Below are 23,968 nucleotides of genomic sequence, written 5' to 3'. Positions count from 1 at the left end.
ATGGTCCTCCGTCGTCTCCTCGTCACCTCCGGGCTGACGTTCCGCATCCTGGAGAGTCCGCGACCCGCCGGCAGCACCGCTCCGACCGTGGTCCTCGTGCACGGGATCGGGATGTCGCACCGGTACCTGTCGCGGCTGCACGCCGTGCTCGCCGATACGACCCGGGTGGTCTCCGTCGACCTGCCGGGCTTCGGCGGCCTGCCGAAGCCCCGGTTCGACGTCTCCATCCCGCAGATGGCGGCGGGCCTGGCTCAGGTGGTGGCGAGCCTCGACGACGACAGGGTCGTGCTCGTCGGGCACTCGATGGGCGTGCAGTGGGCCGTGGAGACGGCGCTGCGGCATCCCGAGTACGTCCGGACCGTCGTGACGATCGGTCCCGTCGCCGATGACGCCCACCGGACTCTCCGCGCCCAGGCCCTGGCACTAGCCCTCGATACGTTCGGTGAGACCCCTGCGATCAACGCCGTCGTCTTCACCGACTATCTGCGCTGCGGCGTGTGGTGGTATCTCGGTCAGGTCCGGCACATGCTCGCGTATCCCCTGGAGGAGAGGGTTGCGGCTCTGACCATGCCGGTGCTCGTCGTCCGGGGGAGCGACGATCCGATCGCCGGACGCGCGTGGTGCCGGCGGCTGCGCGACGCGGCGGCCGTCTCGCGATTGGTGGAGATCCCCGGTCATCATCATGTCGCGCAGCAGTCCGCGCCCCGGGCGGTGGCGTCCGCGATCCTGGCCCACACGACGGGAGCATGGCCGACGGCGGTGCCGGCCGCACCCATCCGACGGGGGAGGGCACGATCAGCGTCCTGAGGATCCTGGGCTGGTGGGCTGCGGACTACGCCTACGCGGGGTTCTGGCAGGTCCGCTCGTTCTTCGGCCGTGACCAGGCGGACGACTTCGCCACCGGAGACCGCGCCCCCATCGTGGTGCTCGCCGGTGTCTACGAGACCTGGCGCTTCCTGGAGCCGCTCATCGTCGCGCTGCACGAGAGGGGTCATCCGGTCCATGTCGTGGATGCGCTGCGCCGCAACCAGTTCCCGGTGCAGGATGAGGCCGATCAGGTGGCCGACTACCTGCGCGCGCACGACCTCTCCGGCGTGTTCCTCGTCGCCCACAGCAAGGGCGGTCTCGCCGGGAAGCTGGTGATGACCGGCCCGGAGGGTGCGCGGATCCGCGGCATGCTCGCCATCGCGACGCCGTTCGGCGGCTCCCGATATGCGCGGCTCCTGCCCGGTCGGGTGCTGCGGGCGTTCGCGCCCGACGACCCCTCGATCGTCGCGCTGGGGCGGGAGCTCGACGTGAACGCGCGCATCGTCTCGATCTACGCCGCGTTCGATCCGCACATCCCGGAGGGGAGCGAGCTGCCCGGTGCCAAGAACGTCGTCCTGGAGACGGGCGGACACTTCCGCATCCTCGCCCACCCCCGCGTGATGGCCGAACTCGCCGCCCTCACCGAGTGACGGGGCGAGGGGCTCGCGATACTGGTGCCGGCGGTGGGACTCGAACCCACACGCCCTCTCGGACAAAGCATTTTGAGTGCTCCGCGTCTGCCATTCCGCCACGCCGGCCCGTGTCTCGCGACTTCGACTGTAGCGCAGACGACGGACGGTTCCCCGCGCGCCCGCCGTCTTCAGCCGGCGGCGGGGGCCTCTCCGTTAGGATGGAGGGGTGACCGAGCAAGAACAGGCTGAGCAGCCCACGGCATCCGCACCCCGACGCGTCGTCGTCGCCGAAGACGAATCGCTGATCCGTCTCGACATCGTCGAGATCCTCCGCGACAACGGCTTCGATGTCGTCGGCGAGGCCGGCGACGGCGAGACGGCGGTGGCACTCGCCACCGAGCTGCGTCCCGACCTCGTCATCATGGACGTGAAGATGCCCCAGCTCGACGGCATCAGCGCTGCCGAGAAGCTCCACAAGGGCAACATCGCCCCCGTCGTGCTGCTGACCGCGTTCAGCCAGAAGGAGCTCGTGGAGCGGGCGAGCGAGGCCGGAGCCCTGGCCTACGTCGTGAAGCCCTTCACCCCGAACGACCTCCTCCCCGCGATCGAGATCGCCCTGGCCCGCCACGAGCAGATCATCACCCTCGAGGCCGAGGTCGCCGACATGGTCGAGCGCTTCGAGACCCGCAAGCTCGTCGATCGGGCCAAGGGCCTGCTCAACGAGAAGATGGGCCTGAGCGAGCCCGAGGCGTTCCGCTGGATCCAGAAGGCGTCGATGGACCGTCGCCTGACGATGCAGGACGTCGCCAAGGCGATCATCGAACAGCTCGCTCCCAAGAAGTAGGGCATCCGGTGCTCCGGCTGGACGCAGAGCACGTTCTGCGGCCGGTCCGCGCCGGCGACGGTGCGGCGCTCGCGCGCGCGTACCTCGCGAACAGAGAGCACCTCGCCCCGTGGGAGCCGGAGCGCTCCGAGGCGTTCTTCACCGAGGACTGGCAGGAGCAGAACGCACAGCAGTGCGTCGCGGAAGCCGCCCTCGGCCGGAGCTCCCGGTTCGTGATCCTCTCGGACGACGGCGAGATCCGCGGCCGGGTCAACCTCAACACCATCGTGCGCGGTGCGTTCTGGAGCGCCGATCTCGGGTACTGGATCGATTCCACCCGACTGCGCCGCGGGCTCGCCGGGCGCGCGGTCGCCCTCGTGGCGGAGCACGCGCGGGACGAGCTGCGGCTGCACCGCCTCCAGGCGTCGACGCTGCTGCACAACGTCGCCTCGCAGCGGGTCCTCGCCGCCACCGGCTTCGAGCGCATCGGCATCGCCCCGAAGTACCTGCGGATCGCGGGGGAGTGGCAGGACCACATCCTGTTCCAGCTGCTGCTGGAGGAGCCGCTCAGCCCGCGGCGGGAGCGTCCTTGATCATGTTGGTGATGCGGATCGTCGAGCAGCGCCGGCCCTGATCGTCGGTCACGACGATCTCGTGCACCGTGATGCTCCGGCCCAGGTGCACGGGCGTACAGACTCCGGTGACCACGCCCGAGGTGGCCGACCGGGTGTGTGTGGCGTTGATGTCGACGCCGACAGCGAGGCGGCCGGCGCCCGCGTGCAGGTTGGCCGCCATCGAGCCGAGCGATTCGCCGAGCACGACGTAGGCGCCGCCGTGCATGAGACCGACCGGCTGGGTGTTGCCCTCCACCGGCATCGTCGCCACGCACCGATCGACGCCGAACTCGACGAACTCCATGCCCATCTTCTCGGCCAGCGCACCCATGCCGCGGGCGGCCGCCCACTCGAGTCCTTCGCTGGTGGCGACCTCGCTCATGCATCCTCCTCTGCGGGTGTCCGTGCTCCTCGTTAGGCTGACAGGGTGACGGACTCCGCAAAGCCTACCCTCATGGTCGTCGACGGCCACTCGCTCGCCTACCGGGCCTTCTTCGCCCTCCCGGTCGACAACTTCACCACCAAGGACAACCAGCACACGAACGCCATCTACGGGTTCCTGTCCATGCTGGTCAACCTGATCAAGGCCGAGCAGCCCACGCACCTCGCGATCGCGTTCGACACCTCCCGTCACTCGTTCCGCACCGACGAGTACCCGGAGTACAAGGCCACCCGGTCCGAGACGCCGCAGGAGTTCAAGGGCCAGATCCCGCTGCTGCAGGACTGCCTCGCCGCCATGTCGATCCCCGTGCTGACGCAGGAGGGCATCGAGGCCGACGACATCCTCGCCACCCTCTCCACGCAGGGGGCGGCCCAGGGCTACGACGTGCTCGTGGTCTCGGGAGACCGCGACACCATCCAGCTCGTCACCGACGACGTCACGCTGCTGTATCCGTCCGTGCAGGGTGTCTCGCAGCTCAAGCGCTATGACCCGGCGACCGTGCAGGAGCGCTACGGCGTCCGTCCCGAGCAGTACCCCGACATCGCCGCCCTCGTGGGTGAGACCAGCGACAACCTCCCCGGCGTGCCGAAGGTGGGGGAGAAGACGGCCGTCAAGTGGCTCACGCAGTTCGGCTCCCTCGACGAGCTGCTCGAGCGTGCCGGTGAGATCAAGGGCGTGGTCGGCGGCAACCTCCGCGACCACATCGAAGACGTCCGCCGCAACCGCAAGCTCAACCGCCTGCTCACCGACGTGGAGCTGCCGGTCGCACCGGCCGACCTCGCGGTCGCCCCGATCGACGCCGAGGCCGTCCGCGACATCTTCGCCCGGCTGGAGTTCCGGACGCTGCTGCCGCGGGTCTTCGAAGCCGTCGGTGCGGGCGAGGTCGCCGACGACCCGGCCTCCGTCGTCGAGATGCCCACGCCGGCACAGGTCTCCGCCCCGGATCTGGCCACCTGGGCCGCGGCGCAGGACGGAGACGTCGCGCTCCGGGTCGTGGTGCGGTCCGGGGCGCCCGTGCGCGTCGGCGTCGCCACCGGGAGCGAGCTGCGCGAGCTCGACTGGTCGGAGGAGGCGGCCGCGGCGCTGCGTACGTGGCTGGAGTCCGACGCGCCGAAGGTGCTGCACGATGCCAAGCCGCAGGTGAAGGCGCTGCTCCGTCAGGGCATCCGTCTGGGCGGGCTCGCCTACGACACGAGTCTCGCGGGCTGGCTGCTGCGCCCCAGCTTCCCGGACAAGACGCTGTCCGACCTCGTCCAGCGCTACCTGGGGGAGAAGCTCCCCGAGGCTGATCCGTCGCAACTCGTGCCGGAGACCGAGGGCGCCACCCCGTCGCAGGAGGCGTGGTTCATCCTGCGCGTGGCCGAGGCGCTGCGGAACGATCTGCCGGAGCCGGTGGATGCGGTGCTCCGCGACATCGAGCTGCCGACGCTCCGCACGCTCGCCGACATGGAGCTCGCGGGCGTCGCCGTGTCGCACGAGGTGCTGTCGACGTTCTCGGCGGAGCTCGCGACGCGGGCGGATGCCCTGGCCCAGGAGGCGTTCGCGGTCGTCGGTCGCGAGTTCAACCTCGGGTCCCCGAAACAGCTCCAGGAGGTGCTGTTCGAAGACCTGCAGCTTCCGAAGACGCGCAAGACGAAGACCGGGTACTCGACAGATGCCGCAGTGCTCGCCGACCTCCAGGAGTCGCACCCGCACCCGTTCCTGAGCCTGCTGCTGCAGCACCGTGAGGCGACGAAGCTGCGGCAGATCATCGAGTCCCTCGACACCGCGATCCGCGAAGACCACCGGGTGCACACGACCTATGTGCAGACCGGCAGTCAGACGGGGCGCCTGTCGAGCACCGACCCGAACCTCCAGAACATCCCGGTCCGCACCGAGGAGTCGCGGCGCATCCGCAGCGCCTTCGAGGTCGGCGAGGGGTACGAGACCCTGCTCACCGCCGACTACTCGCAGATCGAGATGCGCATCATGGCGCACCTCTCGGGCGACGAGGGACTGATCGAGGCCTTCAACAGCGGTGAAGACCTGCACCGCTTCGTCGGCGCCCGCGTGTTCGGGGTCGATCCCTCCGAGGTCACGCCGGCGATGCGCACCAAGGTGAAGGCGATGTCGTACGGCCTCGTCTACGGCCTCTCCGCGTTCGGGCTGTCCAAGCAGCTGCGCATTGAGCAGTCCGAGGCCAAGCAGCTCATGGTGGAGTACTTCGCGCGGTTCGGCGCGGTCCGCGACTACCTGCGGGCCTCGGTGATGAAGGCGAAGGAGGTCGGCTACACCGAGACGATCTTCGGGCGTCGGCGGCCGTTCCCCGACCTCGCGAGCCCCAACCGTGTGCTGCGGGAGAACGCCGAGCGTGCGGCGCTGAACGCCCCGATCCAGGGGAGCGCGGCCGACATCATGAAGATCGCGCTGTTCCACATCCACGACGACCTCCACGCCGCGAAGCTGGAGTCGCGGGTGCTGCTGCAGATCCACGACGAACTCGTCGTCGAGGTCGCGGCAGGGGAGTGGGATGCGGTGGAGCAGATCGTCCGCACGCGGATGGGGGATGCCGCTCAGCTCTCCGTGCCGCTCGACGTGCAGGTGGGCCGCGGTCGGGACTGGAACGAAGCCGCGCACTGATCCCGGTGGCCGCCGGGGGCGGGGATTAGGCTGGAAGGTATGACTTCAGCACCCCGCACCCCCTCCGCCATCGACAGCGTCGCCGATGAATGGGTCGACACGATCGCCGTCCTGGCGCCGACTCTCGGCACCTACATCGGCCGCTCCGAGGTCAACGACCGGTTCGGCGATCTGAGCCCGGAAGGTCATGAGGAGATCGCCGCGGCGACGCGGGCCACGCTCGACAAGCTCTCGGCGCTGGAGCCCGTCGACGCGATCGACGAGGTCACCAAGACCGACCTCAGCGCCGAGCTCCGCCTCGACCTCGAGCTGCACGACGCGAAGTGGCACCTGCGCGATCTGAACGTCATCGCCTCCGCCGCGCAGGACGTCCGCTCCGCCTTCGACCTGATGCCCACCGCGACGGTCGAGGACTGGGAGGTCGTCTCCACCCGACTCTCCGCCGTGCCCGCGGCGTTGCGCGGGTACATCGAGACGCTCCGCCTGGGCATCGCCGAGGGGGTTACTCCCGCGCGCCGCCAGGTCGCGGAGGTCGCGACACAGATCGACCGCTACATCGCCGACGACGGGTTCTTCGCCGCCTTCGTCGCGCACGCCGACCCGCAGGAGGGACAGCTTCCCGCCTCGCTCGCCCGCACGCTGGCCGACAACTCCGCGGCCGCCCGAGTCGCCTACGGCGAGCTGCGGCGCTTCCTGGCCGAGGAGCTCGCACCCGAGGCCGGTGAGACGGACGCCGTGGGGCGCGAACTGTACGCCCTCAACTCTCGCCGATTCCTCGGCGCCACCATCGACCTCGACGAGACCTACGAGTGGGGCCGGGAGGAGCTCGCCCGCATGGTGGCCGAGCAGACGGCGATCGCGAACGAGATCCTCCCCGGCGCCTCCGTCGAAGAGGCCGTCGCGCATCTGGAGTCCGACCCCGCCCGCAAGCTCGTCGGCACCGAGGCGCTTCAGCGGTGGATGCAGGAGACCAGCGACCGCGCGGTCGCCGAGCTCGGCGCCTCGCACTTCGACATCCCGGAGGCCATCCGCACCCTGGAGTGCATGATCGCGCCGACGCAGGAGGGCGGGATCTACTACACCGGCCCCACCGACGACTTCTCGCGCCCCGGCCGCATGTGGTGGTCGGTCCCCGAGGGCGTCACCGAGTTCGACACGTGGCGCGAGCTCACCACCGTGTACCACGAGGGTGTGCCGGGGCATCACCTGCAGATCGCCCAGGCCGTGTACAACCGCGCCGAGCTCAACTCGTGGCGACGGCTGCTCGCCGGCACCTCCGGCCACGCGGAGGGCTGGGCGCTGTATGCGGAGCGACTGATGGAGCAGCTCGGTTACCTGGACGACCCGGCGGATCGCCTCGGCATGCTGGACGGGCAGCGGATGCGGGCGGCGCGCGTGGTCCTCGACATCGGCGTGCACCTCGGCAAGCCCCGTCTCGACGGTGACGGCGTCTGGGATGCCGACTACGCGCTCGACTTCCTCCGTCGCAACGTCAACATGTCGGACCAGTTCGTGCAGTTCGAGGTCAACCGGTACCTCGGCTGGCCGGGTCAGGCGCCGTCGTACAAGGTCGGTCAGCGCATCTGGGAGCAGGTCCGCGACGCCGTCCAGCAGGCGGAGGGCGACGCGTTCAGCTTCAAGGGCTTCCACAAGCGCGCCCTCGATCTGGGCGGCGTCGGACTGGACACGCTGCGGAGCGCGCTGCTCCCTCGGTGACGGGAATGCCGGCTCGAGTCCGCGCGTTCCATTCACCTGAATAGGAAGGTGTGACATGGACATCGAATTCGGGCTGGACACGTTCGGCGACATCACCCGGGATCAGGACGGCGAGCTGCTCAGCGGCGCGCAGACCATCCGGAACGTCGTCGCCCAGGCGGAGCTGGCCGATACCGTCGGCGTGGACTTCTTCGGCGTGGGGGAGCACCATCGGCGCGAGTTCGCGGTGTCCTCACCGGAGATGGTGCTCGCGGCGATCGCCGCCCGTACCGAGCGGATCCGGCTGGGCACCGCCGTGACCGTCCTGTCCTCGGACGACCCGGTGCGCGTGTTCGAGCGTTTCTCGACCCTCGACGCCCTGTCCGGAGGGCGGGCGGAGGTCGTGCTCGGGCGCGGTTCGTTCATCGAGTCCTTCCCGCTGTTCGGCTACGACCTGCGCGATTACGACCGGCTCTTCGAGGAGAAGCTGGAGCTGTTCGTCGAGCTCCTCAAGGAGGAGCCCGTGACGTGGTCTGGGTCGCTGCGGCCGTCGCTCGACAACGCGGACGTGTTCCCGAAGACCGAGAAGGGTCTGCGCACGTGGGTCGGCGTCGGCGGGAGTCCTGAGTCCGTCGTGCGTGTCGCGCGTCACGGTCTCGGCCTGATGCTGGCGATCATCGGCGGCCCGGCCGGGCGGTTCAAGCCGTTCGTCGACCTGTACCACCGCTCGGTCGCCTCCTTCGGGACGACGGCGCACCCGGTGGCCGTGCACTCGCCCGGTCACATCGCGCCCACCGACGCGGAGGCATGGGACGAGGCCTACCCGGGCTTCGAGGCGATGAACAACACCATCGGTCGTGAGCGCGGCTGGCCGCCCTACAGCCGTGCGCGGTTCCAGAACGACATCGGTCCCGAGGGCTCCCTCTATGCCGGCTCGCCCGAGCGTGTGGCGGCGAAGATCGCCGACACGATCACGACCCTCGGGCTCGGCCGCTTCGACCTCAAGTACGCGACGGGCACCCTCTCGCACGAGTCGATGATGCGCAGCATCGAGCTGTACGGCACCGAGGTGATCCCTCGGGTGCGGAAGCTCCTCGCCGACCGCGACTGAGCCGGCGTCATCTCGCGGCTCGGCGGGACGGGACGGCCCTACGATGAGAATCATGGCCGATACCGCCCTGCCGAGCCGCACGTCGCTCGCCGAGCGCCTCGACGTCCTTCCGTTCACCCGCCGACACCTGCGCCTGCTCACCGGGTCCGGCGTGGGCTGGGCCCTGGACGCGATGGACGTGGGGCTCATCTCCTTCATCATCGCGGCGCTCACACAGCAGTGGGGCATCTCCAAGGGGGAGGCCGGCTGGATCGCCTCGCTCGGCTTCGTCGGCATGGCGGTCGGTGCGACCCTCGGCGGTCTTCTCGCTGACCGCTTCGGCCGCCGGCAGGTGTTCGCCCTCACGCTGCTCATCTACGGCGTGGCCACCGGAGCGAGTGCTCTGGTCGGGTCAGTGGCGGCCCTGCTCGTGCTGCGTTTCTTCGTCGGCCTCGGGCTCGGGGCGGAGCTGCCGGTCGCCTCGACCTACGTGAGCGAGTTCGCCCCCGCGCGCATCCGGGGACGGCTGATCGTCATCCTGGAAGCGTTCTGGGCCGTCGGCTGGACCGCCTCCGCGCTCATCGGGTACTTCGTCATCCCCGCCTCCGAGGCAGGCTGGCGGTGGGCCTTCGCACTCGGCGCGATCCCCGCGGTCTACGCGCTCGTCGTGCGGTGGGGTCTGCCCGAGTCGCCGCGCTGGCTGGCGTCCCGCGGACGCATCGCGGAAGCCGATCGCATCGTGGCGGCGTTCGAAGCCGATGCGGGGGTCGAGTACACCCCGCCTCTTCGGAAGGAGCCGGCGTCGCGGGCGATCGCGAAGACGGCGCGGGCCCGGCTCACGACCCTCTGGAACGCGGAGTTCCGGGTGCGGACGGCCTGCCTCTGGCTCGTGTGGCTGGCTGTGAACTTCGCCTACTACGGGGCCTTCATCTGGATCCCCAGCATCCTCGTCGACGCCGGATTCGACCTCGTCCGTTCGTTCGGCTTCACCCTCATCATCACGCTCGCGCAGCTCCCGGGCTACGCCGTGGCGGCCTGGCTCATCGAGGTGTGGGGACGACGCATCACGCTGTCGGTCTTCCTCCTGGGGGCGACCGCCTCGGCCGTCGTCTTCGGCACCGCCACGACCGTGCCGATGATCATCGGCGCCGGCATGGCCCTGTCGTTCTTCACCCTCGGCGCGTGGGGCGCGCTGTACGCGGTGACGCCTGAGATCTACCCGACCTCGCTGCGCGGCACCGGGGCGGGCTGGGCCGCGGGGGTCGGACGCATCGCCTCCATCGTGGCGCCCCTCGCCGTTCCTGTCCTCCTCGTCGCCGGCGGCGCTCCTCTGCTGTTCGTCGTGTTCGCGGCCTGCTTCCTCGTCGCGGCGGCCGCCGCGTGGGGACTCGTCGACCGGAGCGGAGCGGCGCTGGACGACCGGTGACGTCCGGGACCGGGAATAGGCTGGGCGCGTGGCTGATGTACGTTTCGTCGCGATAGGCGACTCCTTCACCGAAGGCGTGGGCGATGTGCTCCCCGATGGGCGCGAGCGCGGCTGGGCCGACATCGCCGCGCAGGGGTGGGCGGATGCCGCGGGGCACACCATCCAGTACGCGAACCTGGCGATCCGGGGGAAGCTGGCCTGGCCGATCGTCGAGGAGCAGCTCGAACCAGCGCTGGCCCTGCGTCCCACGCACCTGTCGTTCAACGGTGGCGGCAACGACATGCTGCGGCCGCGGACCGACGTGGAGCACATCGCCGATGCGTTCAGCCGGGTCCTGCGACGGTGCGACGAAGAGGGGGTGACGATGATCCTGCTCTCCGGCGCCAACCCCAGCGGGCAGCTTCCGATGGGCTCCCTCGTGCAGCGCCGGGGCGACCTGCTCTCCGAGGCGGTCCTGCGGCGGATCGAGGACCGCCCCGACGTGATCCGCGCCCTCAACTGGCCGGACACGGAGCTCTCGAAGCCCGCGTACTGGTCGGAGGACCGGCTTCACATGAACGCGGCCGGACACCATCGCGTCGCGGCCCGCGTGCTGCACGGACTCGGCTTCGAGCCGCCGGCAGCCTGGTGGGCGCCGCTCGATCGCTGGACCGCCGGCCCCGCGGGTTTGGCCTACTACCGGGAGTTCGTCGGGCCCTGGGTGCGTCGACGCGTGACGAGGACCTCGTCGGGAGACGGCCGCGCAGCGAAGTACCCCACCTGGGTCGAACGGACTCCGGCGTGAGCGTCGCCGTACCCCGCGCATGAGCGATATCGAGCTCGTCCGTCTCGCCGCCGGCACGGTGACGCTGCACGACGCCCGGCGACGCACGCGCCGCACCGTGGAACTCGAACCCTTCGCCCTCGGTGTCTTCCCGGTGACCGAAGAACAGGTCACCGAGGTCCTGGGCACCCCGTCACGGCATCCTCGTCGCCCGGTCGCCGACGTGAGCTGGCTGCGGGCCATCCACTTCTGCAACGCCGCCTCGGAGTGGAGGGGCTCGATCCCGTCTACCACTTCGAGGGTGAGGATGTGGCCTGGGACACTACAGCGGACGGCTACCGCCTGCCGACCGAGGCCGAGTGGGAGTACGCCTGCCGCGCCGGTTCCACCGGGCCGCATTACGCGCCGCTGGCGGAGGCCGCCTGGACGGCTGCCGACGGAGTCGGCACGCCGCAGGACGTGGGCGGGAAGCTCCCGAACCTGCACGGGCTCTTCGACACGCTCGGGAACGTGTGGGAATGGTGCTGGGACCTCCTCGACCCCGCGCGGTACGACGACTACCGGGTCTTCCGGGGCGGCGGGTTCGCCGACGACGCCTGGAGCGTCCGCGCCTCGGTCCGCCGTGGGGGAGCGCCGCGCATGCACCACGAGGACGTCGGCTTCCGCGTGGCCCGCGGCGCCTTCGACACCGAGGAGGAGGCGCAGGGCTGGTCGGCAGCAGCGGACAGGGACCGCGCCTTCGTCGACGGAGGGCTCCCGTCGGGATGGACGCCGCGCCGGCGTTAGTGCAGGCCGGGTGCGGCGGTTTTGGCCGTGATCTGTGCCGGGTGGGAGACTGAGCGGATGACCAGGCCCTTCGCGCTCATCCTCAACCAGGGTCGCGTCGCCGACCGCACGGACGGAGCCCTCGTCGGGGCGCGCCGCGTCGCCGACGCCCTGTCCTCGCTCCTCCGGCGGGAGCCCGTCGTGGTCGGCACTCCGGAGCCCGGTCGGCTCGACGACTGGTCGGTCGCGCTGCCCGAGGCCTCGGACACGCTCACGGGCCTCCGTGCCGCGGTGCAGGAGGCGATCATGGGGGAGACGACGCCGCTCCTCGTGACGAACACGTGTGCGGCGAGCCTCGGAACGCTGCCGAGCGTCGCCGAGCACCACCCCGACGCGGTGGTGCTCTGGATCGATGCGCATGGCGACTTCAACACGCCGGACACCACCGACTCCGGCTACCTCGGCGGCATGGTCCTCGCCGCCGCCTGCGGGCTGTGGGACAGCGGCCACGGGGCGGGCATCGACCCGCGGCAGGTCATCGTCGTCGGCGGCCGCGACATCGACCCCGCCGAGGGAGAGCTCCTCGCCGGCGCGGGAGTGACCGTCCTCAGCCCCGCGGAGAGCACGCCGGAGCGACTGAGCGCTCTCATCGCCGGGCGACCGGTGTGGATCCATGTCGACTGGGACGTCCTGGAGCCCGGCTACATCCCCGCGGCCTATCGGGTCGGCGACGGTCTGCTGCCGCACCAGGTGGCCGCGCTGTTCGCCGCGATCCCGGCCGCGGACGTCCGCGGCGTGGAGCTCGCCGAGTTCGAGGCGGGCGACGCGGAGGTGCCGGAGCGCGTCAGCGTCGAGTTGATCGTGGAGACGGTCCAGCACCTGCTGCGCTGACGGCGCGGAGTGCCGTCACGGCGCGGCGGGTGCGGCGCCGAGGTGCCAGGCGGTGATCGCGACCTCGGAGCCCGACACGATGTCGAGTTCGACCGGCCACGAACCGCGGTCGTACCCGGGGAGCAGCGAGGCGTGCAACGCACGCGCCACGAGAGCGCCGTCCGTGGCATTCGCGTCCCATCCGATCACCGCGGTCGCCTCGCCCTGGGGCAGCACGGTGACGGGCGCGGAGCCGGGGTCGGTGGCCAGGAAGGACGAACCGGGTCGCACCTCGACGTCGAGCGCATGCCCGTTCTGGTCGGCGAAGGCGATGTCGGGATACCCCTCGACCACGCACGGCTCCTCGCTGATGTTCATCAGACGGATGCTCTGGGCACGGTGCCCCGTGGCCCCGTCGGCCGTTCCGAGTAGCAGCGTGGCCCGGTCGGGAGTGCAGGCGTCCGCGGGGAGTTGGGGAGTCGAGGCCCCCGGGGCCCGCTCCGGTACCGGATCGCCCACGGCCGCCGGATCGACGAAGGCTCCCGACGACGACGAGAGCGACCACGCTCGCGACGGTGACGCCGAGAAGGCGCGGGGACCACCGCCGCGCAGATTCCTCACCGGCCCTGCGCGAGAACGCCCAGGCGGGGATCCAGCCCCAGGCGAATCCCCAGTAGGCGGTGTCCGGCGCGGACTCGACGACCGCGGGTGCCCGGCCGACGCCCTGCGCACCCCGTCCCGCGACCCAGACGACGCTGCACAGGACGGCGGCCGTCACCGTTAGCACGAGGACGCCCCACGCACCGGGGAGCAGCCAGGCATGACTCTGCAGCGATCCGATACCGGCGAAGCTCAGCAACCGCGTCAGCACGATGTCGGAACCGGTCAGTCGGGCGATGGCGCCGGAGACGATCCCCAGTGCGCCGAGGATCAGTCCGGCGAGCAGTCCCGCCGTCAACGGCGGCCTCGTGCGGCCGTCTCGGGCGCGCGGGAGGGCGGCGGTCGACGGGGGAGCGGAGGCCAAGCCTCATCCTATGGGCGCTCAGCGACGCCGCTCGGGATCCAGCCCCATGCGGATCCGCGTCCGCTTGCGTTCGATCAGGATGAACACGACTCCGAGGACCCAGAGCGGGATCAGAGTGAGGAACGCGACACGGAACGCGCCGAGCGTGTAGGTGTCCGGGGTGCCGGCGCCCTGGGCGTCGAGGAGGAGACCGATCACGAACACGGCGATCAGGGCCGCGATGAAGCCGCCCGCGTTCGTCACGCCGGTGGCCGTGCTGAGGCGATGCACGGGATTGTGCGTGCGCGCGTGGTCGAAGGCTATCATCGACGCGGGGCCCCCGGTCGCCAGAGCGATCGCGAGGACCCAGAGCAGCCAGTCCGGGGCGGGGCCGGGGAGGGCGATTACCGCGATCCACGCGGCCATCTGCACACCGACGGCGGGGAGGACGAGGGCGAGGGAGCGGTGGTTCGGCAGGCGGCGGGAGAGATCGCCGATGATCGGGCCGAGGATCATGCCCGCGACCACGTAGATCGAGATGATCCCCGCCGCGTGGGCGGTGGTCAGGCCCTCGCCGGCCGTGAGGAACGGCATGCCCCACAGCAGCACGAACACCGTGCCGGCGAACGGGGTGGTGAAGTGCGACCAGAACGCGAGCCGTGTGCCGGGATGCGCCCAGGCCGCCCGGATGCCGACGCCCGTGTCGATCGCCGACGTCACGACACGCACGACTCCGGTGTCCGTGTTCACCGACACGTCGGGACCGCTCTCCGCGGGGTTGTTGCGCACGATGAGCCACACGAGGATCGTGAAGAGCAGGCCGAGACCGGCGATGCTGCCGAACGTGATCGACCAGGTGGTGGCGTGCAGCAGGGCGGCGACCGGCACCAGCGCGATCAGCTGTCCGGCCTGCCCGATGATCCCGGTGAACTGGACCATGACGGGGCCGCGCTGCGCGGGGAACCACGTGGCGACGAGTCGCAGCACGGCGGGGAAGACCGCGGCGTCACCGGCTCCGAGGAGGACACGCGCGACGATCGCGATGCCGATGCTGGGGGACAGGGCCATGGTGAGCTGTCCGGCCGCCATGAGCAGCATCCCCGCCGTGATGATCGGACGGGATCCGAAGCGATCGAGGAGGACTCCCACCGGGATCTGCATCCCCCCGTAGACGGCGAGCTGCACGACCGCGAACAGCGCGAGCGTGGAGGCGTCCGCCTGGAACCGGTCGGCGGCCTCGACACCGACCGCGCCCAGAGATGTGCGGTTGGTGATGGCGAGCACGTAGGCCGCGACGCCGACGGACCAGATCGCCCAGGCCCGCCACCCCGGCGTGGAGACGGGCGAGTGGGAGACCTGAGGCACCCTTCCACGCTACTCCTGACCGGCGATGTCCGACGCCGTGGCTAGAGTGCCCGCATGACAGCCTCCTCGCAGCACCACGCCCTCGACTATGTCGAGCTCGTCGTCACGGATCTCGACGTGGCGAAACGCTTCTTCGCCACCGCCTTCGGGTGGAGCTTCCAGGACTACGGCCCTGGCTATGCAGGCATCCTCTCGCCCCGCGGAGACGGGAGCGAGGTCGGCGGGCTCCTGCTCGCGGACGCACCGCGACCCGTCGGCGGTCCGCTCATGCTGCTCTACTCCGACGATCTCGATGCGACGAGGGAGACGATCCAGGACGCAGGCGGCCGGATCCTGCAGGAGCCGTATGCGTTCCCCGGTGGCCGGCGCCTTCACTTCGCCGACCCGAGCGGCAACGAGCTCGGCGTCTGGTCCTCCCACTAGGCGCTGCAGAACACAGCGCGGGGCGGATGAGTGCCAGACTGCGAGGATGAGCCACCCGCCCCGCATCCCGGAGATGGAGACGTCGCGCCTCCGCCTGCGCAGGCAGGCGATCGAGGACGCTACCGTGTTCCGGCACCTGTGGACCGAACGTGACGAACGAGTCCCCGCGCACCGGCGGCTCGACCCGGACGGTCGCCCCGACGTGGACGACATCCGAGCGCAGATCCGCGATGCCGAGAAGTCGTCGCTGCTCACCGTGGAACGGACCGACACCGGGGATCCGATCGGGTACTGCGGTCTCGTCTACGGCGGTGACGGCGTGGGCGATGAGCCGGAGCTCGCGTTCGAGCTGCTCCGTGCCGAGCACAATCGGGGGCATGCCACCGAAGCTGCCCAGGCTGTCGTGGCATGGGCAGCTGGGGTGGGAATCGGCCGCGTCTGGGCCGGCGTCTGGGAATGGAACCTCCCGTCCCGGCGCGTGCTCGAGAAGCTCGGCTTCGTCGAATCCGGACGGGAACGCCCGTCCTCCGTCCACGGTCGAAACATCCTGACCGTCAGGACGCTCAGCCAGAGTTCCCGCGCCGAGGGGAGGGTGGCGGCGGTGCCGGACGGGGTCATCGTGAGCGGCACGCTCCCTGACGATGTGGACCGATGTGTCCAACTGTGGGTCCGTGCTCTCCTCGCACGAGACGGAGAAGTCGACAGCCACGCGGTCGGCGAAAGGACACGTGGCGTCTTCGGTCGTCCGCTCATCAGGTTCGCCATCGTCGACCATCCCTTTTCGGGGTTCGCGGTGACTGTCGGGAAAGTCGGCGAGCCGATGACGGCGGTGCTGGAGCGAATCGCGGTCGCACCGGGGAAGACCGGGCAGGGGATCGGGCGGGCGTTGTTGACCGATGCCATCGACTCTTCCCGGCGACGAGGGCGGTCGGCGATGGAGTTGGCCGTGCGTCGAGGGAACCCAGCCGTCCGCCTGTACGAGGCCCTCGGGTTTCGGGCCGCTTCGGGCCCGGCGGATCATCCGCTCGGGGGCGAGCCGATGATCACGTTCCGCCGATCATTGTGACCGACGCGCGCATCCCATCTCGTAGGATCGCGACATGACCTCCCCTCGCCGCATCCCTGCAGACCTGCGGAAACGCGGGGGGTTCCGGGGAGCCGACGACTCGACCGCCTCGCTCATCCTCGGCCAGTTCTTCGTCGGTGGCTTTTTCCTGTTCATCGTGGCTTTCTTCCTCGCGCTCGGAGCTGCGGAAGAGTACGACGGGGTGACGTCCTTCACCGGGGCGAGCATCATCGCCGTCGTGCTATCCGTCGTGTCGATCGTCACCGCGCTGGTGATCGGTCTGCCCCTTCGCCTCGTCTCGGCGCTGCGCGCGCGGTGGCTCGCCCACGGCGAGCTCACCGTCGTCGGGGTCGTCGTCGGACTCGGCGCCTGCATCGTGTCGGTCGTGCTGGCGAGCGTTAGCGGGGGAGCGGCACTCGCGTGGTGGGTGTTCGTCATCTCGTGGTCGGTCCTCGCCTTCTCGGTCGCGCATTTCGTCTGGCCACGGCGACGCCGGCGGGGTGGGTTCCGCGCACCCCGAGACGACGACCAGGCCGCGTGAGCACGGGCAGGGAGGGTCAGCATCCGGAGGGCCCGGGAGCACGGGACGCCGATGAGCACGTCCCGACGCACACGCGGCGGGGATTCCTCATCGCTGCCGGAACCGGCGTCGCGGTGACCGGCGTCGGCATCTGGCTCTCCACGAGCTCCGGGGGAGAGGCAGACGTCACCGGACGCCCCGACAACCCCCGAGGACTGTCCGAGTACGAGCCGGTCTACGACCGCGCGGTCACAGGTCTCGAGGTACCGCTCGGTTTCGACGACTGCGCCCACCCCACGGTTCGCGCAGACCGGGGCATCGCGGGCAGCGAACGTCGAACCGTGAGTCCGGTCATCGACCGCTTCATCATCCACCACACCGGCACGACAACGGATCAGTTGGACTTCTTCTCCCGCTGCAACAGGAGATCATCGGCTCCCACCTTCGATCTTCGGCACGACGGCTCGGTCATCGAGACCATCCGCCCGGGAGCGAAGCCGTCGTCCACCGGCGCGGACTGGAACTGGCGGTCCGTGGCGGTGGAGACGCTCGATTTCACCGGAGCCCCGGAGTACACGTCATCACCCACCAGGAGACGTGGTCGGGAACGGAGTGTCCCGGCCCGTTCCTCCAAGCGCGAGTGGAAGACATCGTTGCGCGGGCGCAAGAGATCTTCACGACGTCATGAGGCTGGAGCCGTCCGCGACAACAGGGGAGTGCGCCACCTTCTCTCATTGACCGAACTCACCTGGGACGATCTGAGGGAGATCTTCGCGCGCGCCGCGCGGATCGAAGCGGGAACCCTAGCGAGGAGGGACGGCGCGGCCGCGCTGTTCTTCCCTTCCTCGAGCCTGCGGACGCGTGTCTCGTTCGAACGCGGCGCTGCGGAGATGGGTTTGCAGCCGATCGTCTTCCCTCCGGAGGCGCTCGACACCGTCGAGGACGCGGTTGACATCGTCGGATACCTGTCAGCGTGGGTCGAACTCCTCGTCGTCCGGCATGCCGATCTCCAAGTGCTTCGTGAGCTGGCTGCCCCTGGGATTCTCCCGGTGGTCAACGCGATGACCGACGCGAACCACCCCTGCGAGGTGCTGTCCGATCTCTTCGCGCTCTCGCGCGAGACGGATGTCCGCTCACTCCGAGTCCTCGTAGTGGGACCAGACGGCAACATCGCTCGAGCCTGGGAGGAAGCCCATCGGGCGTTCGGAATCGATGTCGTGCAGGCCTGCCCGGAGAAGGTCCGCACACCCGCGCTGCCGTGGAAGGAGGATCTCAGCGATGCCGTGCAGGAGGCCGACGTGATCATCACAGATGGGCCGGGGGAGCACAGTGCGGCCATGGCGCCCTATCGGATCACTGCGGATCTCCTGGACAGCGCCCCTGACGGTGTTCGTTTCGCGCCGTGCCCGCCGTTCGTCCGCGGGCGTGAGGTTTCGGTCGCTGCCGCCAACCATCCCGCGTTCGTGGGCTACGAGTTCAAACGTCACCTGAAGAGCGTGCAGCAGGCGATCATGGGGTGGGCGTTCGAGGGATGACGGGGAGATGGTCGCGGTAGCGTTCTGTTCTCAAGCTGACATAATGTGCATTATCGGATAATCCGTATCAGGGATCTGCGGGACGAGAGAGGGCGGGAAAGTCGCCACCGCGGCCCTCGGTCATGCGTTGACGTACGCAGCGAGATGTTCGCCCGTCAGCGTCGACCCGTCTGCGACGAGCTCGGCGGGCGTTCCCTCGAACACGATGCGACCGCCGTCATGGCCGGCTCCCGGTCCGACGTCGATGATCCAGTCGGCGTGTGCCATGACGGCCTGATGATGCTCGATCACGACCACCGTCTTGCCAGCATCGACAAGTCGATCCAGCAGACCGAGGATCGTGTCGACGTCGGCGAGATGCAGACCCGTCGTCGGCTCGTCCAGCACGTAGACGTCGCCCTTCTCACCCATCTGGATCGCGAGCTTGATGCGCTGGCGCTCACCGCCCGACAGAGTCGACAACGGCTGTCCGAGCGACAGGTAGCCGAGCCCCACGTCTTCCAGGCGTCCGAGGATGGCGGCCGCAGCCGGGAGCTTCGCGTCACCCTCGCTGAAGAACACACGGGCTTCAGACACCGGAAGGTCGAGCACCTCGGTGATGTCCTTCCCGCCGAGCTTGTACTCCAGCACCGCCGCCTGGAAGCGCTTACCACCGCAGTCCTCACAGGGTGTCTCGATCGTGTCCATGAACCCGAGCTCGGTGATGATGACACCGGCACCCTTGCACGTAGGACAGGCGCCCTCGGAGTTCGCGCTGAACAGGGCGGGCTTCACGCCGTTCGCCTTCGCGAAGGCCTTGCGGATGGGCTCGAGCAGCCCCGTGTAGGTCGCGGGGTTGCTGCGACGTGAGCCCTTGATGGCGGATTGATCGATCGCCACCACGCCCTCGCGTCCGGTCACCGAACCGTGGATGAGCGAGCTCTTACCGGAGCCGGCGACACCGGTGACGACGGTCAGGACGCCGGTCGGGATGTCGACGTCCACGTTCTGGAGGTTGTTCGTGGATGCGCCGCGCACCTCGATCGCGCCGGTGCGGTCACGCACGGCGTCCTTGAGCTGTGCACGGTCGTCGAGGTGCTGCCCCGTCAGCGTTCCACTGGCCGTGAGACCCTTGACGCTCCCCTGATAGCAGACCTCTCCCCCGGCGCTTCCGGCACCCGGACCCAGATCCACGACATGGTCGCCGATCATGATGGTCTCCGGCTTGTGCTCGACGACGAGCACCGTGTTCCCCTTGTCGCGAAGGCGGAGCAGCAGGCCGTTCATCCGCTCGATGTCGTGCGGGTGCAGCCCGATCGTCGGCTCGTCGAAGACATACGTGACGTCAGTCAACGAGGAGCCGAGATGGCGCAGCATCTTGATCCGCTGCGCCTCTCCCCCGGACAGCGTGCCCGACGGTCGATCCAGGCTCAGATACCCCAGGCCGAGGGTCACGAAGGCGTCGAGGTTGGCACTCAGCGCCTGGAGCAGCGGCCCGGCTCCCGGGAGATCCAGGCCGCGGACCCACGTGGCGAGATCCGTCACCTGCATGCGGCACGCGTCGGCGATGCTCACGCCGTCGATCTTCGACGACCGTGCGCCCTCGGTGAGCCGGGTGCCGTCGCACTCCGGGCACACCGCGAAGGTGGCAACGCGCTCGACGAACGCGCGGATGTGCGGCTGGAGCGCGTCGAGGTCCTTCGAGAGCATGGACTTCGTGATCTTCGGGATCAGGCCCTCGTAGGTCATGTTGATGCCGGAGATCTTGACCTTCGTGACCTCTCCGTAGAGGAAGAGGTGACGCTGCTTTTCTGTGAACGACGAGATGGGCTTGTCCCCCGGATAGAACCCGGACTGCGAGAACCCCTTCACCATCCAGCCGTCGGCGGTGTACCCGGGCACCATGATCGCGCCCTCGTCGAGGGACTTCGACTCATCGACGATCTGCGACAGGTCGAGGTCGGACACCACTCCCCTGCCCTCGCAGCGCGGGCACATGCCGCCGAGGTAGATCGCGTCCTTCACGATCTTCTTCTCGCCACCCGGCCCGGTCATGACGCCGCTGGCCTTCTGCGTCGGGATGTTGAAGGAGAACGCCGTCGGGCCGCCGATGTAGGGCTGGCCCAGCTTGCTGAACAGGATGCGGAGCATGGCGTTGGCATCCGTCACGGTGCCGACGGTCGACCGCGGGTTCGCGCCGAGACGCTCCTGGTCCACGATGATCGCCGTGGTGAGCCCTTCCAGCACGTCGACGTCGGGCCGCGGCACAGACGGCATGAACCCCTGCACGAACGCGCTGTACGTCTCGTCGATCATCCGACGCGACTCGGCGGCGATCGTGTCGAAGACGAGAGAGCTCTTCCCCGACCCGGAGACTCCGGTGAAGACCGTCAGACGTCGCTTCGGGATGTCGACGCTCACGTCCTTGAGGTTGTTCTCTCGCGCGCCCTGGACGCGGATGAGGTCGTGGGTGTCCGCGGGGTGCTCAGCAGCGGTCATGCGGCGTCCTTCGTGGTGGTGGGGCCGTCAGGCGGCCTGATTGATACGGAGCAGGTTGCCGGCGGGATCGCGGAAGGCGCAGTCGCGGACGCCGTAGGGCTGGTCCATCGGCTCCTGGACGACATCGGCGCCGACAGCGACCAGCCGGTCGAACAGGGCGTCCAGGTCGTCGCTCGCCAGAGTCAGCGCGCCGTAGCTGCCCTTCGCGATGAGCTCCAGGATGGTCTGCCGCTCCGCGTCGGTGATGCCGGGGTCGGTGGCCGGCGGATGGAGCACGATCGAGGTCTCGGGCTGGCCGGCCGGGCCGACCGTGAGCCAGCGCAGGCCGTCGTACCCGGCGTCGTTGCGCACCTCGAAGCCGAGGGCGTCGCGATAGAAGCCGAGGGCTGCCTCGGCGTCGGTGTGCGGGAGGAAGGCGTAATGGATGCGGATCTTCATGATGCTCACGTTAGGTGCGCCTCGGGGCGCGGCGCTTCTCGATTCCTGATCGGTCGGGTGACCTGCTTGGCCTGGAACGACGGGATGCCCTCGACGTCGGCGGCGCGTTCACGGTACACGCGGGGTGAGACACCCACCAGTTCCGAGAACCGGGTGCTGAAGGTTCCCAGCGAGGAGCAGCCCACGGCGAAGCACACCTCGGTGACGGTGAGGTCGCCGCGACGCAGCAGTGCCATGGCGCGTTCGATGCGGCGGGTCATCAGATACGAGTACGGGGATTCGCCGTACGTCTCGCGAAACCGCCGGCTGAGATGGCCGGCCGACAGGTGCACGCCCCGCGCCAGAGCCTCGACGTCCAAGGGCTTCGCGTACTCGCGGTCGATGCGGTCGCGGACCTTCCGCATCACGACCAGCTCCCGCAGGCGAGCCTCATCCACCGGTGTCACGTGACGATCCTGCCATGACCCCGGAAGACGCGGAATGACCATCCGCGACGCGCGGAGGCCCTCCTCCCCCGCCTGTCGGAGATCCGGCGCTACCCTGGGGGCATCCTCACAGGATTTTCTCAGAAGGGGTTCACCGCCATGTCTGAAGCACTCGCTGAAACGAAGTCGTTCTTCAAATCCATCCGCGTCGCTCTCGCGGTCTCCGGCGTTCTCGCGCTGCTCGCGGGCATCGCGCTGCTGGTCTGGCCGGTGAAGTCCGCCGTCATCGTGACGGCGATCTTCGCGTCCTACCTGATCGTCGCGGGAGTCGTGTACATCGGCCTCGGCATCTTCTCCCGCGCGAAGGGCGGTTGGTCGCGCGTCGGACACATCGTGCTCGGCCTGCTCTACATCGTCGCCGGCGTCATCGCGTTCTTCAACCTGAACGTCGCCGCCGCCACCCTGGCGCTGGTCGTCGTGATCTTCATCGGCGTGAGCTGGATCGTCGATGGTGTCGTGGCACTCTCGCTGCTCGGCAGCGACGGATCGCGGGTCTGGACGCTGATCTACGCGATCCTCAGCATCATCGCCGGAATCATCGTCCTCTTCTCGCCGGTCATCGCCGGATTCGCGCTCTGGCTGCTCCTGGGCATCTCGCTCGTCGTGCTCGGCATCGTGCAGATCATCCGCGCGATCACGCTCGGCAAGGACGAGAAGGCCTTCACCACGGGTGCTGCCGCCGTCTGATCCGCACACGCGAGACGCCCCGGACCTGCAGCAGCGGGTCCGGGGCGTCTCGCGTCTGACGGCTATTCCGCGGCGAACGCGCTCACGTCGCCGACGAGGCGGGTGTTGTCCGCGGGGATGGGGTCGATCGCGGCCTTGGCAACCTCGGCGGCGAACTCGGACACGTTGTAGAGGCGCCCGGCGGACTCGCGGCGCTCGGCGATGGCACCGGGGTTCGCGCGCTCGAGCAGCGTCGCGGTGATCGTGCCCTCGATCATGTCGCCGGAGACGACCGTGAAGCCGATCCCCTTCTCCGCGAGACCGGGGATGAGCTCCCGCAGCGCGTCCTCACCGGCCCGCTTCGACAGCGCGACGGGCTCGTACTCCGGCATCGTCGGCGTCGTGCGGATGAAGTGCGCCTGGTGGCTGGTGACGAACACGACGCGTGCGCCATCCGACAGCAGCGGCGTCGCGGCGTCGAGGACGTTGAGCTGCGCGTCGCGGTTGAGCTTCAGGGCGTAGTCCTCGGCCATCCCCGACTCCATGCCGCCCGAGGCGTTCAGGACGAGAACGTCGAGGCGTCCGTACTCGGCGCGGACGGCGTCGAACATCTCGGCCACGGACGCGGGGTCGGTGAGGTCCGCGCCGACGACGAGCGCCCGGCGGCCGAGCTCGCGCAGCTGCGCCGCGAGCTTCTCCGCGCGCGGGGCCTTGTTCCGGTAGTTGATGACGACGTCGGCGCCGGCCTCGGCGAGGTATCGCACGGTGTCGGCGCCGATCCCCCGCGATGAGCCGGTGACGAGGGCCACCTTGCCGTCGAGGGATCCTGCGGGAAGAACGTCGGTCACGGGTGACTCCTCATGGTGCGTGGAACGCCGTGAGCGCACGGCTCTCACAGATTACCAAGGGGCGCAGCGGCGGCCGGTCGGCTGCCGCCGCGCGTGGTACGTTGACGGCAAAGGAGGCCGCATGGACAACTTCTCGACGTTCGTCACGTTCATCGACCACTGGGCATGGATCGGATGGCTGGTCCTCATCGCGGTCTTCCTCGTCATCGAGATGCTCTCCCTCGACTTCACCTTCCTGATGCTGAGCTTCGGCAGTGTGATCGGACTCGTCACCGACTTCGTCGGGCTCCCGGTCTGGATCCAGATCCTCATCGCCGCCCTGGCATCCGCCCTCTTCATCCTCTTCCTGCGGCCGCCGCTCCTGCGGCGCCTGCACCGCGGCGCCGACCCCACACGCTCGAACGTGGAGGCGCTCGTCGACCTGCGGGGCATCGCGCTCAGCGAGATCACGCAGATCTCCGGTCAGGCGAAGCTCGCGAACGGCGACACCTGGACCGCCCGAACGACCACCCCGATGGCGATCCCCGCGGGGGCGCCTGTCGCCGTCAGCGCGATCAACGGCGCGACCGCCATCGTCCGACCCCTCAACGACTAG

The 23,968-nt window shown here is 69.4% G+C and carries 23 protein-coding genes, 1 tRNA gene and 1 pseudogene; 17 read left to right on the top strand and 8 right to left on the bottom strand.

The window, feature by feature from the left end:
* Positions 1–807, top strand: a complete 807-nt coding sequence (locus WFJ36_RS04350; protein WP_336642718.1) for an alpha/beta fold hydrolase — start codon at positions 1–3, stop codon at positions 805–807.
* Complete coding sequence (locus tag WFJ36_RS04345) at positions 747–1,457, top strand: esterase/lipase family protein (protein ID WP_292789648.1); 711 nt, start codon at positions 747–749, stop codon at positions 1,455–1,457. The genes WFJ36_RS04350 and WFJ36_RS04345 overlap by 61 nt, the downstream gene beginning before the upstream one ends.
* 22 nt (positions 1,458–1,479) lie before the next feature.
* Here WFJ36_RS04345 and WFJ36_RS04340 read toward each other — a convergent pair.
* A tRNA-Leu gene (locus WFJ36_RS04340) sits at positions 1,480–1,565 on the bottom strand.
* A 100-nt stretch (positions 1,566–1,665) separates the two neighbouring features.
* Here WFJ36_RS04340 and WFJ36_RS04335 point away from each other — a divergent pair.
* Positions 1,666–2,283 (top strand): ANTAR domain-containing response regulator, encoded by a 618-nt coding sequence (locus WFJ36_RS04335; RefSeq protein WP_025103469.1) that lies wholly within the window; start codon positions 1,666–1,668, stop codon positions 2,281–2,283.
* An 8-nt stretch (positions 2,284–2,291) separates the two neighbouring features.
* Positions 2,292–2,855 carry a GNAT family N-acetyltransferase gene (locus WFJ36_RS04330; RefSeq protein ID WP_085607522.1) on the top strand — a complete coding sequence of 188 codons (564 nt, stop codon included), beginning with the start codon at positions 2,292–2,294 and terminating at the stop codon, positions 2,853–2,855.
* Here WFJ36_RS04330 and WFJ36_RS04325 read toward each other — a convergent pair.
* On the bottom strand, positions 2,830–3,258 hold the full coding sequence (locus WFJ36_RS04325; protein ID WP_336642717.1) for a hotdog fold thioesterase: 429 nt from the start codon (positions 3,256–3,258) through the stop codon (positions 2,830–2,832). The two genes, WFJ36_RS04330 and WFJ36_RS04325, sit on opposite strands and share 26 nt — an antisense overlap.
* A gap of 45 nt (positions 3,259–3,303) precedes the next feature.
* On the opposite strand from WFJ36_RS04325, the gene polA reads away from it, so the two are divergent.
* The 7 genes and pseudogenes from polA to WFJ36_RS04290 all read left to right on the top strand — a co-directional run bounded on the left by polA (position 3,304) and on the right by WFJ36_RS04290 (position 12,567).
* Positions 3,304–5,937, top strand: coding sequence for a DNA polymerase I (gene polA / locus WFJ36_RS04320; protein ID WP_336642716.1), 2,634 nt, complete (start codon positions 3,304–3,306; stop codon positions 5,935–5,937).
* Between the two features lie 39 nt (positions 5,938–5,976).
* Positions 5,977–7,653, top strand: a complete 1,677-nt coding sequence (locus tag WFJ36_RS04315; RefSeq protein ID WP_336642715.1) for a DUF885 domain-containing protein — start codon at positions 5,977–5,979, stop codon at positions 7,651–7,653.
* A 55-nt stretch (positions 7,654–7,708) separates the two neighbouring features.
* The gene (locus WFJ36_RS04310; protein ID WP_062634549.1) at positions 7,709–8,743 is read left to right on the top strand and encodes an LLM class flavin-dependent oxidoreductase; all 1,035 of its coding nucleotides are present in this window, start codon (positions 7,709–7,711) and stop codon (positions 8,741–8,743) included.
* 52 nt (positions 8,744–8,795) lie between these two features.
* Positions 8,796–10,148, top strand: coding sequence for an MFS transporter (locus WFJ36_RS04305; protein WP_071328607.1), 1,353 nt, complete (start codon positions 8,796–8,798; stop codon positions 10,146–10,148).
* 28 nt (positions 10,149–10,176) lie between these two features.
* Positions 10,177–10,932 carry an SGNH/GDSL hydrolase family protein gene (locus tag WFJ36_RS04300; protein ID WP_292789633.1) on the top strand — a complete coding sequence of 252 codons (756 nt, stop codon included), beginning with the start codon at positions 10,177–10,179 and terminating at the stop codon, positions 10,930–10,932.
* Between the two features lie 19 nt (positions 10,933–10,951).
* Positions 10,952–11,697 (top strand): annotated as a pseudogene (locus tag WFJ36_RS04295) (formylglycine-generating enzyme family protein).
* Between the two features lie 57 nt (positions 11,698–11,754).
* Complete coding sequence (locus tag WFJ36_RS04290) at positions 11,755–12,567, top strand: arginase family protein (protein WP_292789629.1); 813 nt, start codon at positions 11,755–11,757, stop codon at positions 12,565–12,567.
* 15 nt (positions 12,568–12,582) lie between these two features.
* Here the strand turns inward: WFJ36_RS04290 and WFJ36_RS04285 are convergent, their stop codons facing one another.
* Positions 12,583–13,065 (bottom strand): DUF4232 domain-containing protein, encoded by a 483-nt coding sequence (locus tag WFJ36_RS04285; RefSeq protein ID WP_292789812.1) that lies wholly within the window; start codon positions 13,063–13,065, stop codon positions 12,583–12,585.
* Positions 13,066–13,588: 523 nt separating this feature from the next.
* A complete protein-coding gene (locus WFJ36_RS04280) occupies positions 13,589–14,914 on the bottom strand; it encodes an MFS transporter (protein WP_071328602.1) in 1,326 nt (441 codons plus the stop codon).
* 54 nt (positions 14,915–14,968) lie between these two features.
* Here WFJ36_RS04280 and WFJ36_RS04275 point away from each other — a divergent pair, with 54 nt between their 5' ends.
* From WFJ36_RS04275 to WFJ36_RS04260, 4 genes are all read left to right on the top strand, one after another.
* On the top strand, positions 14,969–15,337 hold the full coding sequence (locus tag WFJ36_RS04275) for a VOC family protein (protein ID WP_336642714.1): 369 nt from the start codon (positions 14,969–14,971) through the stop codon (positions 15,335–15,337).
* A gap of 46 nt (positions 15,338–15,383) precedes the next feature.
* On the top strand, positions 15,384–16,403 hold the full coding sequence (locus WFJ36_RS04270) for a GNAT family N-acetyltransferase (protein ID WP_336642713.1): 1,020 nt from the start codon (positions 15,384–15,386) through the stop codon (positions 16,401–16,403).
* A 34-nt stretch (positions 16,404–16,437) separates the two neighbouring features.
* Complete coding sequence (locus tag WFJ36_RS04265) at positions 16,438–16,944, top strand: hypothetical protein (RefSeq protein WP_336642712.1); 507 nt, start codon at positions 16,438–16,440, stop codon at positions 16,942–16,944.
* 113 nt (positions 16,945–17,057) lie between these two features.
* On the top strand, positions 17,058–18,458 hold the full coding sequence (locus WFJ36_RS04260) for an ornithine carbamoyltransferase (protein ID WP_336642711.1): 1,401 nt from the start codon (positions 17,058–17,060) through the stop codon (positions 18,456–18,458).
* Positions 18,459–18,578: 120 nt separating this feature from the next.
* Here WFJ36_RS04260 and WFJ36_RS04255 read toward each other — a convergent pair whose 3' ends face one another.
* Genes WFJ36_RS04255 through WFJ36_RS04245 form a run of 3 tightly spaced genes read right to left on the bottom strand, consistent with a single transcriptional unit; the run spans position 18,579 to position 21,778 of the window.
* The gene (locus WFJ36_RS04255) at positions 18,579–20,936 is read right to left on the bottom strand and encodes an ATP-binding cassette domain-containing protein (protein WP_071328599.1); all 2,358 of its coding nucleotides are present in this window, start codon (positions 20,934–20,936) and stop codon (positions 18,579–18,581) included.
* A gap of 27 nt (positions 20,937–20,963) precedes the next feature.
* Positions 20,964–21,374: a VOC family protein gene (locus WFJ36_RS04250; protein ID WP_336642710.1), complete on the bottom strand. Its 411-nt coding sequence runs from the start codon at positions 21,372–21,374 to the stop codon at positions 20,964–20,966.
* Between the two features lie 5 nt (positions 21,375–21,379).
* On the bottom strand, positions 21,380–21,778 hold the full coding sequence (locus tag WFJ36_RS04245; protein ID WP_071328767.1) for a helix-turn-helix transcriptional regulator: 399 nt from the start codon (positions 21,776–21,778) through the stop codon (positions 21,380–21,382).
* Positions 21,779–21,958: 180 nt separating this feature from the next.
* Between WFJ36_RS04245 and WFJ36_RS04240 the strand changes: the two genes are divergently transcribed.
* Complete coding sequence (locus tag WFJ36_RS04240; RefSeq protein WP_025103447.1) at positions 21,959–22,546, top strand: HdeD family acid-resistance protein; 588 nt, start codon at positions 21,959–21,961, stop codon at positions 22,544–22,546.
* Positions 22,547–22,608: 62 nt separating this feature from the next.
* On the opposite strand, the gene WFJ36_RS04235 is transcribed toward WFJ36_RS04240, so the two are convergent.
* Positions 22,609–23,373 (bottom strand): SDR family oxidoreductase, encoded by a 765-nt coding sequence (locus WFJ36_RS04235; RefSeq protein ID WP_071328598.1) that lies wholly within the window; start codon positions 23,371–23,373, stop codon positions 22,609–22,611.
* A 121-nt stretch (positions 23,374–23,494) separates the two neighbouring features.
* Here WFJ36_RS04235 and WFJ36_RS04230 point away from each other — a divergent pair, with 121 nt between their 5' ends.
* The gene (locus tag WFJ36_RS04230; protein WP_025103445.1) at positions 23,495–23,968 is read left to right on the top strand and encodes an NfeD family protein; all 474 of its coding nucleotides are present in this window, start codon (positions 23,495–23,497) and stop codon (positions 23,966–23,968) included.

The sequence above is a fragment of the Microbacterium sp. MMO-113 genome (assembly GCF_037148555.1).
Classification (GTDB): Bacteria; Actinomycetota; Actinomycetes; order Actinomycetales; family Microbacteriaceae; genus Microbacterium.
Note: the sequence above shows the minus strand (reverse complement) of the source record. Positions and strands in the feature narration are given on the sequence as shown.